Origin of the sequence: Streptomyces sp. NPDC014623 (assembly GCF_043088245.1) — a bacterium.
Taxonomy (GTDB): Bacteria; Actinomycetota; Actinomycetes; order Streptomycetales; family Streptomycetaceae; genus Streptomyces.
Map to the genome: position 1 here is coordinate 1 of NZ_JBIBZU010000046.1, position 14680 is coordinate 14680.

The 14680-nt window shown below is 69.8% G+C and carries 12 protein-coding genes and 1 pseudogene; 6 read left to right on the plus strand and 7 right to left on the minus strand.

Annotated features, from left to right (window positions below; all coding sequences use genetic code 11):
* Nucleotides 1–69: 69 nt before the first annotated feature.
* The 5 genes from ACF1FZ_RS34545 to ACF1FZ_RS34565 all read left to right on the plus strand — a co-directional run bounded on the left by ACF1FZ_RS34545 (nucleotide 70) and on the right by ACF1FZ_RS34565 (nucleotide 5717).
* Nucleotides 70–525: an alpha/beta fold hydrolase gene (locus tag ACF1FZ_RS34545; RefSeq protein WP_391777321.1), complete on the plus strand. Its 456-nt coding sequence runs from the start codon at nucleotides 70–72 to the stop codon at nucleotides 523–525.
* A gap of 324 nt (nucleotides 526–849) precedes the next feature.
* Nucleotides 850–2211 carry an alpha/beta hydrolase family protein gene (locus tag ACF1FZ_RS34550; protein ID WP_391777322.1) on the plus strand — a complete coding sequence of 454 codons (1362 nt, stop codon included), beginning with the start codon at nucleotides 850–852 and terminating at the stop codon, nucleotides 2209–2211.
* Nucleotides 2212–2718: 507 nt separating this feature from the next.
* Nucleotides 2719–3606: a sigma-70 family RNA polymerase sigma factor gene (locus tag ACF1FZ_RS34555; protein WP_391777323.1), complete on the plus strand. Its 888-nt coding sequence runs from the start codon at nucleotides 2719–2721 to the stop codon at nucleotides 3604–3606.
* Nucleotides 3607–3811: 205 nt separating this feature from the next.
* Entirely contained in the window at nucleotides 3812–4327 is a 516-nt protein-coding gene (locus tag ACF1FZ_RS34560) for a carboxymuconolactone decarboxylase family protein (RefSeq protein WP_391777324.1), read from the plus strand.
* Nucleotides 4328–4445: 118 nt separating this feature from the next.
* The gene (locus ACF1FZ_RS34565; protein WP_391777325.1) at nucleotides 4446–5717 is read left to right on the plus strand and encodes an SGNH/GDSL hydrolase family protein; all 1272 of its coding nucleotides are present in this window, start codon (nucleotides 4446–4448) and stop codon (nucleotides 5715–5717) included.
* A 118-nt stretch (nucleotides 5718–5835) separates the two neighbouring features.
* Here the strand turns inward: ACF1FZ_RS34565 and ACF1FZ_RS34570 are convergent.
* The 4 genes and pseudogenes from ACF1FZ_RS34570 to ACF1FZ_RS34585 form a co-directional block, all read right to left on the minus strand.
* Nucleotides 5836–5958 (minus strand): annotated as a pseudogene (locus ACF1FZ_RS34570) (IS5/IS1182 family transposase); the annotation flags it as partial.
* A 181-nt stretch (nucleotides 5959–6139) separates the two neighbouring features.
* Entirely contained in the window at nucleotides 6140–6778 is a 639-nt protein-coding gene (locus ACF1FZ_RS34575) for a hypothetical protein (protein WP_391777326.1), read from the minus strand.
* Nucleotides 6779–7269: 491 nt separating this feature from the next.
* Nucleotides 7270–8349, minus strand: coding sequence for a hypothetical protein (locus tag ACF1FZ_RS34580; protein ID WP_391777327.1), 1080 nt, complete (start codon nucleotides 8347–8349; stop codon nucleotides 7270–7272).
* 815 nt (nucleotides 8350–9164) lie between these two features.
* Entirely contained in the window at nucleotides 9165–9764 is a 600-nt protein-coding gene (locus ACF1FZ_RS34585) for a TetR/AcrR family transcriptional regulator (RefSeq protein ID WP_391777328.1), read from the minus strand.
* Between the two features lie 115 nt (nucleotides 9765–9879).
* On the opposite strand from ACF1FZ_RS34585, the gene ACF1FZ_RS34590 reads away from it, so the two are divergent.
* On the plus strand, nucleotides 9880–10701 hold the full coding sequence (locus ACF1FZ_RS34590) for an SDR family NAD(P)-dependent oxidoreductase (RefSeq protein ID WP_391777329.1): 822 nt from the start codon (nucleotides 9880–9882) through the stop codon (nucleotides 10699–10701).
* Nucleotides 10702–11593: 892 nt separating this feature from the next.
* On the opposite strand, the gene ACF1FZ_RS34595 is transcribed toward ACF1FZ_RS34590, so the two are convergent.
* The 3 genes from ACF1FZ_RS34595 to ACF1FZ_RS34605 all read right to left on the minus strand — a co-directional run bounded on the left by ACF1FZ_RS34595 (nucleotide 11594) and on the right by ACF1FZ_RS34605 (nucleotide 14542).
* Nucleotides 11594–12805, minus strand: a complete 1212-nt coding sequence (locus ACF1FZ_RS34595; RefSeq protein WP_391777330.1) for a hypothetical protein — start codon at nucleotides 12803–12805, stop codon at nucleotides 11594–11596.
* 198 nt (nucleotides 12806–13003) lie between these two features.
* A complete protein-coding gene (locus ACF1FZ_RS34600; RefSeq protein ID WP_391777332.1) occupies nucleotides 13004–14152 on the minus strand; it encodes a tyrosine-type recombinase/integrase in 1149 nt (382 codons plus the stop codon).
* 183 nt (nucleotides 14153–14335) lie between these two features.
* A complete protein-coding gene (locus tag ACF1FZ_RS34605) occupies nucleotides 14336–14542 on the minus strand; it encodes a hypothetical protein (RefSeq protein WP_391777331.1) in 207 nt (68 codons plus the stop codon).
* Between the last annotated feature and the right edge of the window lie 138 nt (nucleotides 14543–14680).

Consider the following 14680-nt stretch of genomic DNA (forward strand, 5'->3'; position numbering starts at 1 on the left):
TCCGCCCGATACGGAGACTTCCCTCCCACCAGGACACCCTTCCTCGAATCTGCAACATCCATTGTCAGCGTGTCCACACAACCAGGATCGCCTCACCCGGGTGGTGCGAACCCGGATGCGACCGCGGACATCGGCGGCTGGCTCGACACGTGGCCGGCACCGTTCCCCTCACGCGACGCGGCGGTCGCGTTCTTCGGCGGCGGGCCGATCGGCGCCGGGTGGGCGGCCGGTCTGGAGGAACGCGAGGACGGCTGGTGGCCGCGCTTCGACCGGGACGTGATGCTCCGCACGATCGCTGAGACCGCCGAGCGTTCCTTCCTGCCGGAATGGAAGCGGGTCGTGTGCCCCACTCTGGTCGTTCTGGCCCAATCCAGCTTCGTACCGGCGCGGGAAGCCGACGAGATGCTCAGGCAGGGACCCTCCGCCGTGGCTATGAGCATCCCCGGTACGGGGCACGATCTGCACCTGCAACAGCCCGGCCTACTCCATGCTGCCCTCGCGGACTTCTTGCACGGCCTCACGTGAGAACAGCGGCGTGCTCGTGCTGCTACGGTCAGCGAGCACACCTCTCGGACGTCCGGTAACCCTGCCCGTCCCTGCCCTGCAACAGGCGTGCCGGCTGCAGCACGGTCCGTCCGTCTACAACGTGCCGACGCCGACGAGTCAGGTGCCGACAGTCCCGCACAGGTTCACCAGCGGATGCCGACAGCTGAAGCCGCCCTGCTCCCATACACGGCGCACGGCTCGGGTATGAGACCTGGGACGGACCCGCCCCCTTCCGCAGTCGTACGGACAACTACCCCTCACGAGGGACGAGTTGACAGGTGCGGCCGCTTACCGTTCGATCCCATGAACCTACGACGTGGTGCCACCGCCTGCACCCTGCTCGGCCTGTCGCTCGCCCTCGCCCCCGCGGGCCCGGGCGTCGCCTCGGCCGCCCCCGTACCCCTGCCCGTCTCCTTTGCCCGCACCACCTCGGAAGCGGGGATCGAGCTGCCGCGGCCCGCGGGCCTGTACGCGGTCGGGACGCGGACCCTGCACCTGTCCGACGGCCGGCGCCGCGACCCGTGGATGCCCTCGGCCCTCAGGGAGCTGATGGTGTCGGTCCACTATCCCGCCCGTGCCGGAACGGGCGCTGCGGCGGCCTACATGACGCCGGAGGAGGCCCGGCTGCTGCTGGAGGCGCGGGGCCTGGCCGGGGCCGTGTCCGCCGAGACCGTCAGCGGTGTACGGACCCACGCACGGGCGGAAGCCCGCCCCGCGTCCGGCCGCTTCCCGATGGTGCTGCTCTCACCGGGCTTCTCGATGCCGCGCACCACGCTCACCAGCCTGGCGAACGACCTGGCGAGCCGCGGCTACGTCGTCGCCGCCGTGGACCACGCCTACGAGTCCGTCGGCACGGCCTTCCCCGGTGGACGCGTGCTCACCTGCCGTGCGTGCGAGACGGTCGCCACCGACCAGGAGCGGGCACACGTGACCGTCGGCCGAGCCCATGACCTCTCCTTCGTCATCGACCAGTTGACCATGCCCCGGGCATCGTCCGGCACGACCCACGGACACAGCGGCCTCCCCCTCGCCCGCATGATCGATTCCCGGCGGATCGGAGTGGCAGGACACTCCATCGGGGGTGCGGCCGCCGCCGCGGTCATGCAGCGCGATCCGCGTGTGCGTGCCGGCGTGAACCTGGACGGCAACTTCTTCACCCCCCTGCCAGGGGCGGGCATGCAAGGGCGGCCGTTCATGATGATGGGCACCTCCGTCACCCACAGCCCCACCGCCCCGGAAAGCGACTGGCACGACGCCTGGATGCGCCTGGACGGATGGAAGCGCTGGCTGACGGTCGCCGGGGCCGAGCACTTCACCTTCACGGACCTGCCGGTCCTGGCCGACCGGCTGGGCCTCTCCGACCCCGCGGCGCCGATCTCGGGCGAGCGCTCGTGGCTGCTCACACGGGACTACACGGCTGCCTTCTTCGACACGCACCTGCGCGGCACGGCACGCCCACTGCTCGACGGCCCCGCTGCCGACCGTCCGGAGGTCCAATTCCCCCGTATGTGGCGGTGGGGGCAGGTTGCATCCGCCCGGTCGCAGGTGAGTGGCCGCTTGCGTCCGATGGTCGCAAGCGGCCCCGCGCGGTCCTCACGCCGGTCTCCCCGTGGCAGCCGACGGCACTCGTGTCAACGTAACGGCGGAGCCTGGTCGGCAAGGTGAGTGAAGGGGACACCCTCGCCGGCACCTGCGCCGTGCTCTCAGGTCGTCGCCGTCGACCCACACGACCGCGGCGCCGGCGACCGTCTCCCGCTCTGCACGAGCCGCGCTCCTCACGGTACCGACCAGGCTCCCTGGCTGATGGCATGTGCGGCCCCCTCGTGGCATCACACGTCCTGTGACCGCGGCCAGGGGCGTCCGTAGCATGGGTAGTGTTGATCCGGCCCCTGTGACTCGCTGGTCTTGTGCCGTCAACGCGCAGGGCGACGACGAGGCCGTGCCGGGGGAGAGGGCGCTCCGTCTGGAGGTGGCTCCCGGTGCCGCGGCACCCTTTGCCGACGGGTCCGCGTTCCAGCAGTCCGGAACACCAGCGCTGTCTGCGCAGGCGGGGGAATGAGATGACTGTGCGTTCTCCGAAGCCGCCGGGCAATGAGGTCGGCGGATGCAGCGTCACCTTTCCCGTGTGCGGGACGTCAGAGTGGCGATGCTGTCGGAGAAGGGTCTGTGATCATGAATCCTCCTGAGTTTCTTGCCATGCGGTTCGAGGAGCACCGGCCGCATCTTCGTGCGGTGGCGTATCGCATGCTCGGTTCCCTGACCGAGGCGGACGACGCGATCCAGGAGGCTTGGCTGCGCCTGGCGGGCTCCGACGACCGCAAGATCGACAACCTCGGGGGTTGGCTGACGACCGTGGTCGGCCGCGTCTGTCTGGACATGCTCCGTGCCCGCAAGCGGCGCGGTGAGGAGCCGATCGAGGCGAGGCTGCCCGATCCGGTGATCAGCCACGAAGACAGGGCCGACCCCGAGCAGCAGGCACTGCTGGCGGACTCGGTCGGGCTGGCCCTGCTGGTGGTGCTGGAGTCGCTCAGCCCGGCGGAGCGACTGGCGTTCGTGCTGCACGACATGTTCGGGCTGTCGTTCGAGGAGATTGCGCCGATCGTCGACCGCACACCCGCGACGGCCAAGAAGCTGGCCAGCCGGGCGCGGCTGCGGGTCCGCGGGACGACACCGCCCCCGGATCCGGACCGGGCCGATCAACGCCGGGTGGTGGACGCCTTCCTGAGCGCCGCCCGAGGCGGCGACTTCGACGCGCTGCTGGCTCTTCTCGACCCGGACGTGGTGCTGCGCGCGGACGGCGGTGCTCTCACCGGTGGTCTGCGGACCATCCGCGGCGCGTCCGCGGTGGCCGGGCAGCTCGACACCTTCCAGCGGATGGCCACCGCCGCCACCACACACCCGGCACTCGTCAACGGCTTCGCCGGCCTGCTCAACACGCTCGACGGTCAACCGCTGTCCGTCATGAGCTTCACCATCACCGGTGGCAGGATCGCCGCCATCGACATCCTGTCCGACCCCCGACGCCTGGCCCACCTCGACCTCGTGTCCGCCGACGACTGACTCCTCGACAGCCGGCCCCCGCCCCGATGACCACGCGTCCTCGGGGCGGGGGCCTGTGTCGTTGACGCGCGTGCAGCACCGGTCTCACAACCAGCCGAGGAATTCCGCGCCGGCCGGTCACCTTCGCGCCCCGGGGGTCGTCAGTGCAGTGAAGGCAGCCGATGAAGCGGGCCCGGAAACCCGCACTGACAAGAAGGACACCCCCATGACCACGATGCTCAACAGCCTCGACACCCTCACCTCCCGCTTCTCCGACCCGCAGCAGCTGGTCCCCGAACTCGGCGACGTCAGCACCGCCCTCTTCAAGATCATCGGGAACGGGGCGGTGCCCCGGAGCACCGTCACCCTGGTCCACCTCCGCGCCGGGCAGCTCGCCGAGAACACCTACCTGACCGTGATGCACACCGCGAACGCACGCCGCGCGGGAGTGCCGGAGGAGAAGATCGCCGCCGTCGCCTCCTGGAAGGACGCCCCCTACTTCACTCCGGCCGAGCGGGTGGCCCTGGAGCTGGTGGAAGCCGTCCTCACACCCGGCGGGCGCGGCGAGCGAGTCCCCGACGACCTGTACGCGCGGGCGGCCGAGCACTACGACGACAAGGCGCTGGCCACCCTCGCCATGGCGATCGGGCAGGTCAACTTCTTCATCCCCCTCGCACTGATCGGCAAGCCCCTGCCCGGCGTCTCCATGGCCGAGCAGTGGCGCACCGCCCCGGCCGACTGACCCACTGGCACACGCCGTACGGGCCCGGCAGGCCACCACCAGGATGCGCCGCCGGGCCCGCTCCCGAGCACTGCCCACCAGCCCGTCACCACGCCACGTGAAGGAACCACGCCCCGCTATGACTTCAGCCGAAGCCAGCCCGCCTGCGCTCACCCACGCCGTGTCTGGCAGACCCGCCCCCGCCACCGAGGTCGTATCCCCGGCCGCCGGCCCTGCCGTCTGGCACGGCGCGTGGACCACCTCGGTCATGCGGCCCTCCGCCGCACCCTGGTTCGAGACGTGGGCCGAGCAGGGCTTCACCAACCAGTCCCTGCGGCAGACCGTCCGCCTCCACACCGGCGGCACCCAGGTCCGAATCCGCCTCTCCAACGCCTACGGCCACACACCCCTGCACGTCACCGGCGCCGCCATCGGCCGCACCGCCGGCCCAGCGGCCGTGCAGCCGAGCACCATGCGCACCCTGCGCTTCGACGGCTTCACCTCCACGACCATCCCCGCCGGTGAGCGCGCTGCCAGCGACCCGGTCACCCTGCCCACCGAACCGCTCGACGAGCTCACCATCAGCCTCTACTTCAAGGAGACCACCGGGCTGGCCACCTACCACCAGCTGTCCATGACCACCACCTACCGAGCCGCAGGCGACCACCACCGCGACCCCGCAGCCACCGCCTACACCGACGCCGTCCAACCTGCCTACGGATCCTGGTACTACCTCGAAGGCGTGGAGACTTCCGGCCCGCACCGCCTGCCCCGCGCGGTCGTCACCTTCGGCGACTCGATCACCGACGGATTCGGCGCGACCATCGACGGCCACAACCGCTACCCCGACCTCCTCACCGAACGCCTGCTCACCGCCGACCGCCCCCGCCCGGTCCTCAACGCCGGCATCGGCTCCAACAAGCTCCTCACCGACTCGCCCCTCGGCGGAGATGCCGGTATCGCACGGTTCGCCCGGGACGTCCTCGACCAACCCCGCGCCGGTACGGCCATCGTGCTCATCGGCATCAACGACATCCAGCACATCGACGACCCGGTGAGCGGCACCGAAGACGACTCACCTCCCGTAACCGCCCGGCAGTTGATCGATGGGCACCGCGCACTGATCCGCGCCGCCCACACCCGCGGGGTCAGTGCCATCGGTGCCACGCTCACCCCCTTCCGGGGCGCGGCGGGCTGGACGCCCGCAGGCGAAGCGATCCGCAGGCGGCTCAACGAGTGGATCAGCACCAGCGGCGCCTACGACGCCGTCGTCGACTTCGCGCGTGCCCTTGACCCCGACAGCACCGGCCGCATCCGCGAGAACCTGCACATCGGCGACCACCTCCACCCCAACCCCGACGGATACCGCGCCATGGCCGACGCCGTCGACCTCGCCGTACTGGATCAGTGAACCAACCCTCCGCGGCAGCCGACCGACGCCCATGGGGGAGGGGCACCCGTGAAGCCGTCCCTCCCCGAGGCACACGTACCCGCAGGCTGCAGCAGATGTGTGCCAGTTCCGAGGACCTGCGCAGTCGCTTGAACTGGTGGAGCCAGGCGAAGGTCCGCTCGACGACCCAGGGTGTTTTGCCCAGTCCCGAACCGTGCGAGGAGCCGCGCCGGGCGATCTCGGGTGTGATCCCATGCGCGCGTCAATGATCTCCGCGTGATCAGCTGCACAGTCCTGGACGCCGTTGCAGACGTTCGCCCCACCCCACGTGTCCTGCTTCCGGAGTCCCGCCTACGCCGCACCGGCGGCGTATCGCCACGAAGGGCACGCCGCCTGTCAGTGCCGCCACCGCTGCTGTGCATACCGAAGCGAGCAGCGTGGACTCAGGACCTGGCGTACCAGCCGTTCGCGTCGCTGCCTTCCGATGGGTCGTACGACTGGTGCAGGCCGAGCAGCGCGGCCACCAGCCGGGGGTCCCAGCTCCCGTCGAGGACCCGGTATTCGTCCGCGACGCCCCGGAAGACGAGGTGCGCCCGGTGTGAGCCATCGCGCCAGATCACCCTGCGCGGCTTGCCGAAGCCGTCGTCGCCCTCGCCGAGCAGGGACAGGATGAGCCATACCAGGCTCACGGGCAGGCCGATGGGCCACCAGACCGCCCACCAGAACAGGCGGCCACGGAAGCCGCGCACGGAGTGCCCGGCCACCGACTCGACGGTCCAGCGGGCGCGGGCGCCGCGCCGGTACGTGATCCGGCCCAGCGGGGCGCCGTACGCGTCGTCGACGCGGTACACAGCGGGGCGCCCCAGCCCCCGTGAGCCTGTCTCCTGCGTCCACACCCGGGCGAGCGCGGTCTGACCCTCACCGACTACGTCGAAGGTACGGGTCAAGGGGTGCGCGGCGCCTCCGTTGCCGTCGGGCACGCGCCACAGCAGCCCAACGGCGACATCCCCTTCCCGTCCCACGCCGTCACTACGGCACACGACGACCGGCGAGGACGTCCCGTACCGCACGTTGTACGTCATCCGCCCCTGCATCACGCTCTGCCCCCCCGTGTTGCCGCACAGCGGCCCGTGGCCCCCATGATCCCACTCGCGATTCAGCGGCATCCCATGAGGACATCTCGCCGTCAGCTGTATCCGGAGCGACGCCCCGGATGCAGCTTCACCGATGCCCTCGACGCTCCGAACGTCCATCCCCGGGCACATCGTGAGACAGGGCGCAGGACGATCTGTGTCCCAGCAGGGCGCGGTGACATCGCAGTCCGCCACCGCCTCCGGCCGCGGCGGTCGCACACCCCGGCTCTGGTCCGCGACCGTCCCCAGCGGGCCGTGGAGGGACAGACACGCCGCTCGCCACCCGTCACTCGGGGTGACGGTGCGAGCGTCGCCCTACCCCTGGAGCCGGTGCCGGCCTCGCGGGCGTGCACGAGGACGGCACCGCGGGCGTACAGATTTCCCACTGCCTGCGATCGGTGAGGCCCGGGCCGATGAGGGGGGTGCGCCAGCCCGATGGCCTATTGGATGAGGTCGGTGTGGGGATGCTCGGGAGAGGTCGGACAGACGTAGATTTGCATGCTGTCGGTGCTGCCGACTTCGACCTTGGTGGGCTGGGAGGGGCTTTGGCCGCAGCAGCGGCTGTTGGCTGCGGTGGCGGTCTCCTGGTCTTCGCGGGGTGCCCAACTGCGCCCGTCGCCGCCGTCCCATTCGAAGGAGGCGATGGTCAGCAGCGGGACCATGTGCGCATCACAGGCGGTGCAGTATCGGCGGTAGGGGTCGGTGCGGCCCCACGGCGGCCAGCCGCCGACCTTCCATCCGGGCGCGTCTGCCAGATGTATGTCGTAGAAGCCCCGCGGATAAGCGGCGTAGGAGCTGTCCACGTCGGCACCGACCGCCTGCCATCTGCTCCAGTCTTCCACCATGAGCCGCATTTGCGGGCTCAGGTCGAGGCTGTTGGGGTAGTCGGTGATTGCTTCAGGTGTCAGCGTGCAGGGTTCCGGCAGGTAGCCCTCGTAGTTCACCTCGTACGGTTCCGGCGGGGTGGTGAGAACGTCGACGACGTCGGCGGCGGACCGCCAGAACAGGGCGGTCGACGGCTTGTTGTCCGGATCGTGGTCGTAGGGACACCACAGAACCTGGAGCAGGTCGGCTGCTTCTGGAGGCTGCAGCAGGGGTATGTCGCGCAGATACAGCTGGGCGACGGGCAGCATGGGGACAGGGCAGTCCGCAGGCTCCGAGGAGAGGGCTTCGAGTCGCTCCGCGAGCGCCGCGGCCTCGGGCTCCTGAATCGCCTCCCCTTCGGGCGTTATCGCAGGGCCGCTGTGAGCAGCGTGCCGCCGAGCCCGCACGCGCCTCTCGAGTCGCACTTCGGCGGGTGGCTGGCGGAAGCCACTGTCCAGGTGCAGGTGCGAAGCCTCGCAGTGCGGCCACGGCTCCTCGGCCGGCCACAGCAACGGGCCTCCGACCGAGCTGTCCGCGACCGTAGGCGACCCGGGACGGGGGTGCAGCCGGACAGCAGGACGCGCCAACGGCGCCAGTTCGGGAAAGACCGCGGTCACGTCCACGGGCCGCGGCGGGGTAGTGCGTACGACAACCATGCGAATGATCCTGCCACCGGACACTGACAGTCCCTTGGCCGCCTCAACCGTACGGGCTGACAGCCGTTGTTCGACGGGCCGGGTCCTACGTGTGCAGGCTCTCCGACCTGCCAGTGGCCCGGACGTGCGCTCTGTGCGTGGACGAGCACGGCGTCAGTTGAATGCCTCCGGTTCGCCTGGAGCCGCGTCCCTCCACACCGGCAAGGTTGCCCTGCAGATAACCGGCCCGAGCGGTCACCCCCTCACCGTCGAGGGCCGTCAACCTGGCGCCCGTTGGGACGCCCTCCTTCACGAGGCGGCCGAAGAGGGGCGAGAGGTCGCCGGCACAGGCGTCGTCGACCAACTGGCCGCTCGTGTGGTGAACACCCTCCTGCACGGAGTCCGGGCACCGGCCGCAGGCCGCGACGCGCGGACCGGCCCGAGACGTAGGCCCGTACCGCCTTGATGTCAGCGAGCGTTCTGAGCCACGCTGACGCGATCAACCGGCCCACCGGCTGCCACGCCCCCGTCTCCTTCGTCAAGGGGAGGTCTGCTGGCACAGGGCGACTCGAACGGCGTGGCTGTGGAGGCTGAGGATCAGCCGGCTGCAGGGGTCGGGAGCGGACCGGAGCAGACGGGCGGTCCGAGTCAACGTCTGCCCTCCTGCGTCTGGAGTGAGTCGACTGATGGCTCCGGTGACTACCGTGGCACTCCAGGCCACCGCGGCCCCGTAGTGCAGCGGCTCGACGGGGTGGCAGTGCGGCTGGCTGACGGCTTCCCTCTGCCGGACAAAACGGTGTCCCTGTGCAGATGGAGGGAGTCCCGTCTGCTCCTGCTCAGGGGGCGAAGGCTCTGAGGGTCGCTTCGACGAGGGAGTCGGCGTATGCGGTGGTGAGAGGGGCGCTGCGGTGCAGCCACCGCTGGAACAGAGGGGCGTAGAGGACTTCGAGGACCAGGTCGAGATCGGCGCCGGGGTCGAGCTGGCCGGCTTCCTGGGCGCTGCGCAGGCGTGCCTTCTTGGCGTCGTCCAGCGGCCGGGCCAGCTTGTCCTGGTACTCGGCCGCCAGCGCCGCGTCGTTGGCGATCTCGGTGTTGAGGGCGCGGATGAGCCGGTCGAAGGTGGGATCGGCGAACTCCTCTGCCGTGGCCCGCATGACGAGTTTGAGGTCCGCCTCGAGGTCGCCGGTGTCCGGCAGCGCGACCGACTGCCCGTCGGTGTTCTCGCTCAGGGCCAGCAGGGCGGCGAAGACGACTGCGCTCTTCGACGGCCACCGACGGTAGATCGTCTGCTTGCCGACGCCGGCCCGGGCAGCGATGGCCTCGACCGTGACCTTCTCGTAAGCCTCTTCCGCGACCAGTTCGCGGGTCGCCGCGAGGATCGCCTGCCGGGACCGTTCCTTGCGCCGGGAGTGGTCCGGCCCCCTGTCGATGGACATGGGCGCAGCCTAGCCCGGATCAGAAACAAGACGGTCCGTATTGCGTGCAGCCCCGGTGCTGCTCTAGCCTTTAGGAAACGAGACGAACCGTTTACTTTACTGAGGGTGGGATTCCGTGACGGAACCGAAAGTCTGGCTCATCACCGGGGCGTCCCGAGGCCTGGGCAGGGCCTTCGCCGAGGCCGCCCTGGCGGACGGCCACCAGGTGGTAGCCGTCGCCCGCAACGTCGAACCCCTGGAAGATCTTGCCGGTAAGTACCCCGGCCGGCTCCTCGCGCTCCCGATGGATGTCGCCGACCGTCGAGGCGTGTTCGAGGGCGTGGAGCGGGCGGCGGCTGCGTTCGGCAGGCTCGACGTCGTCGTCAACAACGCCGGCGGAATGCTCTACGGCATGGTGGAGGAGGCCACGGAGGAGCAGATCCGCGCGCACCTCGACGTGAACTTCTTCGGCGCCGTATGGGTGGCCCAGGCGGTCCTTCCCCATCTGCGCGCCCAGGGGGGCGGGCGGCTCCTGCAGGTCACCTCGATGGGCAGCGGCGGCGGCATGGCCACTGTCGGCTTCTACGGCGCGGGCAAGGCCGCGCTGGACTCCGTCAGCGAGGCCCTCGCGATGGAGGTCGAACGCTTCGGCATCAAGGTCACCAACGTGCAGATGGGCGGCTACAACACCGGTCTGTTCACCACCGGCACCACCGCCACTGAAGCTCTGCCGCACTACCAGGCCCTGCGCACCGAGATGGAGGAGATGTGGGGCGACACCACCGGCCCGGAGCCGGAGACCGCCGCCCCGGTCGTCATGGAACTGGCCGCCCTCCCGGACCCGCCCCGGCGGCTGATCGTCGGCAGCCAGTCCTTCGACCATGTTCTGGAGATGGACCGCGCGCAGGCGGAGCTGTACCGGTCCTGGGAGCACCTCAGCCGCCTCGCCCCCGGCTGACCGTGCCTGGGTCCGACTGCGGCCCTGCCCGTGCGCCCGTGACGAGTACGGGCACACGGGCGAGGCGGGGCTGCAGCCCTCGGCGGCCGGAGCCGGTACCCGGCCGTCTCTCCGAGGGCTCTTCGTATGCGCTCACATCCGGAGCAACGCGACCGCCGGTCGATCGGCTGTACTGCAGAAGCCTTCGAAATGGACCTTTCCTCTGCATGCGTGGCTACAACCGCTTCGTGCGCCTCACCACGCAGGGCACCATCTTGGTCGGGCCCGTTTCTGTCGCGGGACCGCTGGTGCTCGCTCCCGAGCAGCCGGGTGTTCTCCACCATGAGGCGCTGCACGACATTGCGCAGTGCCACCAGCTCTGTATCTGCGCGACGCACTGCGGCCAGGGCTTGGTCGCGTTCCCCGCGCAACGCCTCGACCTCGGCATCGCGGCCCGGTGCCGGCGCGAGGTCGCCCGACACGCTGGCAGCGAGGTCGCGTACACGTATGGCCCGGAGCTCGCCTCTGACTGTTTCGAGGTCTCGGCGCGCCGCCCTGTTCTGTTCGAGCAGCATGCGGTTCTCTACTTCCAGTGCCGCGTTCTGGCGGGCCGCGGCGGCGGATGCGGCCCGGGTCAGGTCGCCGTCGAGGTGTGCGCGGACGGCCTCGGCCTTGAGGTCCCGGTGCCGTTGCAGGTACTGGGAATTGACCGCAGCCCGCCGGGTGATCTCGGCATCGGAGACCGGCCTGCGCGACTTGCGCATACCGGCGATGACGGCCAGCACGCGCTGGCGGCACGCTTCGCTGTCCGCCCGGCGCCGAGCCGCGGCGGCCTGCCGACCCGTGTCCAGGGCGGCAGCACGCCCGGAGACCAGACTCTTCGATGCTTCCGCCTGCGGGATGCGGCCGCCGGTCACCTGGCCTCGCCGGTCAGCAGGATCGGGTCGATGGTCGGCTGGGCCAGCTGCTGGCGGCCGGCCAAGACGGCGGCGACGGGGATCACGGTGAGGAACCGGTCCTTGCTGTGGAGCCATGCCTCGACGCTGGCCTTATCCTCCTCGGTCAGGGAGCCAAGGTCTGTCTCGCACTTGCTGATGAGTTCGTCGATCTGCATGAGTTCCTGGCGCAGGAGCTCCGTGTTCGCCCGGCCCAACGGCCCCGGCACGAGCACGCTGCCGTAGGCGGCCTCCAGTCGGACGAGCTGCTCGGCCTTGGTGTCGCGCAGTTGGCGAAGATCAGGGAGCTGGGTGAAGTCGGTGGTGAAGAACTTGCAGGAGAAGCACCGGTAGTACACCGGGCAGCCATGCCCGTCGGCTCGGACGTTGTTCATCTCGTGGCACGTCCCGCCGGGGACCGGGGCCTGGCCCCCACCCGTCCGGGTGCGGTCGGCGAGGTCGTCGGCCGGGCTGCGGGCGCGAAGCCGGCCACCGGAGATGTCGAACTGGTACTTGGCGGCGATGGCCCGCACGGCATCCACTCGGCGCGGGTGGGAGACCCAGTAGTAGACCTGTGTCGTGGAGGGCTCCTGGTGGCCCATCAGCACCTGAAGGATCTCCAGCGGTACCCCGGCGTCGGCGCGCAGCTGAGCGTAGGTGTGCCGGAAGGCGTAGGGGAAGACGCGGGAGCGGTCGAAATCCTGGCCGTGCTCGTCGATGAGCCGGGTGATGCCGCCCATCCACACCTCCAGCCAGTAACGGCTCGTGCCGGAGTCATAGGGGCGCTCACCGGACTTGTTCGCGCGCGACAGCCGCGGCGTGGGGCACAACAGCATCCGCTGTGAGAGAGGTCGTCCCTCGATGTCGAACCGCTGCGGGAACTCCCGTCGCAGATGGTCCTGCTGCCGCGTGATCACCCCAACGTCGGTGAGGTGCAGCGGCAGCTTGTGGCGTCGACGGACCTTCTGCATCCAGTAGACGAGGAAGGCGTACCGACGGCGCTGCACACTGCCGTCTGCTGCCTTGACGTCGACGTCGTGCCACTCGACGCAGTCGAACTCCAGGTGCCGGGCCTCCCACGGACGCCGGCCCGCCCGCAGCGACAGTTCGACGAAGCCGCGGGGGCGCGGGTGCGGTCGCGCACCAGGACTCGACGTCGCCGGGTGATCCCGCCTTCCGCCAGGCCGCACAGCACCGCCAGCACAGCCAAGAAGACGTATCCGCGGGGCGGTCGCAGGCGGGGTGGGCGCACGCCCGCAGGGTGTGCCAGTCGGCACCGAGCGGGAAACGCAGCTCAAGGGTCGCGCGATCCAGTCCGTGATCGACCAGGTACGCCCAGTCCGGCTCGGACGCCAAAGCGTTGGGGGGCGGGTTCGAGGCCGGGGAGGTCATGACGGTCCGAAGAACCGGTCGGAGACGGTGTTCGCGGCGATCACGGTCTTGGTGTCGGAGACCGTGCGGTAGAGGTCCTGGCTGGTGACGTCGCTGTGGCCGAGCAAGCGCTGCAGGACGTCTCGCGCGATGTCGAGGTCCGCGGCCGTCTCGCCGAAAGTGTGCCGGAGCATGTGCGGGTGAAGGTGCCGTAAGCCGACTTGCGCGGACACGTCGGCAAGCAGGTCCTGAACCCGACGGGCGCTGAGCGCTTCGCCCCCAGGAGCGCCGGTGGGGCCGGGGGAGGTGACGAAGGCCCACGGGCTGGTGCCCGCTCGCCGGACACTCTTGCGCTCCCGCAGCCAGTCGGCGTACAGCATCTCCACCGGGCTGGGCATGGGCAGGATGACGGTGCCGCGGTTCTTGTTGGCCGCGCCCTTCGGATGCCCGCCGCGCTTCCGCAGGTGCAGGTGCGGGCCCTGCATGTAGGAGCATCCCGGGACCGTTCGGCCCGCCGGGACGAAGTGGATGTCTTCGCGCTTGAGCGAGACCAGCTGCCCGACACGCAAGGCACAGCAGGCCATGATCGCCACCATGCAGCGGTCCCGGGCGGTCTCTGCCGCCCCCAGGACCTTGATGAACTCCTCATGCATCGCTGCCGCCGACCGCGCCGAAGAGTGACTCGGCCGCGCATCCACGCGGATGCGCGGCCTGACCGCAATGGTCACACCCGCATGCGCCGGGACGGTCGTGAACAGCGCGTCGATGACCGAAGCCTCGACTTGCCCGAGGTCTGCCAGGTGCAGGTAGAACCCATGGATCGCAGCCAGGGCCGGTGCGAGCGACGCATCCTCCGGCAGCCGTCCGTACCCGCGGCCACTGGTCGCCCGGGGGGTGGTCCGCAGGTGCATCACGTAGGTCAGCAGCCGAAAGGCTGCCTCACTCCTGGAAAACCCGCGCTGGTCCGCCCAGACGCGAAGCCGCTTGAGGTGGCCGGCGTAAGTCTTGGTCGTCGACTCCTCGCGTGCCCGGCCGAATCGCAGGTGACGAAGATGGTCGTCGACATCGCCGACCACAGCCAGGGTGGGCCCAGCCAGGACCGTCCAGTAGGCGAGCTCGTCGCTCACCGGGACGCGCACGATCTCCGCGTGCATAGGCGCCAGCATGATCACACTGGGACTGTACGGGCGCCGTAGGACCAGAGCCGCAGAATCAAGAATCTGGGAACGTCCGGCCCAACTGTCTGGCAGTCGCCCCATCGTGGCCATCTATGGCGCGTGTCTGCCGTGAGGAACCAGTCAGTCGACCTACGGCCGGTCCGATCTACTCACTGAGCAATCTATTGACGATCAGTACGATTGAGTCGACACGTTGAGCCCGTGCGCAGAAGGCTCCAGCGACGGGAAGACCTTGGTCAAGGCACGGCGGCTTATCGGGACGCCCAGGACGACGACCCCCACCAGCAGTTGGCCGTCGACCGCCTGGCCGTTGTTGCCCCCTGCGGCCTGGAGGTCCACCAGCCCGAACCGGTGGACCGCCGACGAGATTATCTCCATCTGTCAAGTGAAATCGCTGTTCAGAAATCTAACGAGTTGGTGTGTGATAGCGGGCGGGGTGTCGTGCCTGGCAGGTGGCATGATCCGGTTGTGGCGATCATGGCCAATCGGTCGGTGCTGGCGCATCGGCTGTTCACG

Coding starts and splice junctions, on each gene's coding strand:
- ACF1FZ_RS34560 (WP_391777324.1), top strand. CDS start 3,812: ATGACCACGATGCTCAACAGCCTCGACACCCTCACCTCCCGCTTCTCC.
- ACF1FZ_RS34585 (WP_391777328.1), bottom strand. CDS start 9,764: ATGTCCATCGACAGGGGGCCGGACCACTCCCGGCGCAAGGAACGGTCC.
- ACF1FZ_RS34555 (WP_391777323.1), top strand. CDS start 2,719: ATGAATCCTCCTGAGTTTCTTGCCATGCGGTTCGAGGAGCACCGGCCG.
- ACF1FZ_RS34575 (WP_391777326.1), bottom strand. CDS start 6,778: ATGACGTACAACGTGCGGTACGGGACGTCCTCGCCGGTCGTCGTGTGC.
- ACF1FZ_RS34580 (WP_391777327.1), bottom strand. CDS start 8,349: ATGGTTGTCGTACGCACTACCCCGCCGCGGCCCGTGGACGTGACCGCG.
- ACF1FZ_RS34605 (WP_391777331.1), bottom strand. CDS start 14,542: ATGGAGATAATCTCGTCGGCGGTCCACCGGTTCGGGCTGGTGGACCTC.
- ACF1FZ_RS34565 (WP_391777325.1), top strand. CDS start 4,446: ATGACTTCAGCCGAAGCCAGCCCGCCTGCGCTCACCCACGCCGTGTCT.
- ACF1FZ_RS34550 (WP_391777322.1), top strand. CDS start 850: ATGAACCTACGACGTGGTGCCACCGCCTGCACCCTGCTCGGCCTGTCG.
- ACF1FZ_RS34600 (WP_391777332.1), bottom strand. CDS start 14,152: ATGCTGGCGCCTATGCACGCGGAGATCGTGCGCGTCCCGGTGAGCGAC.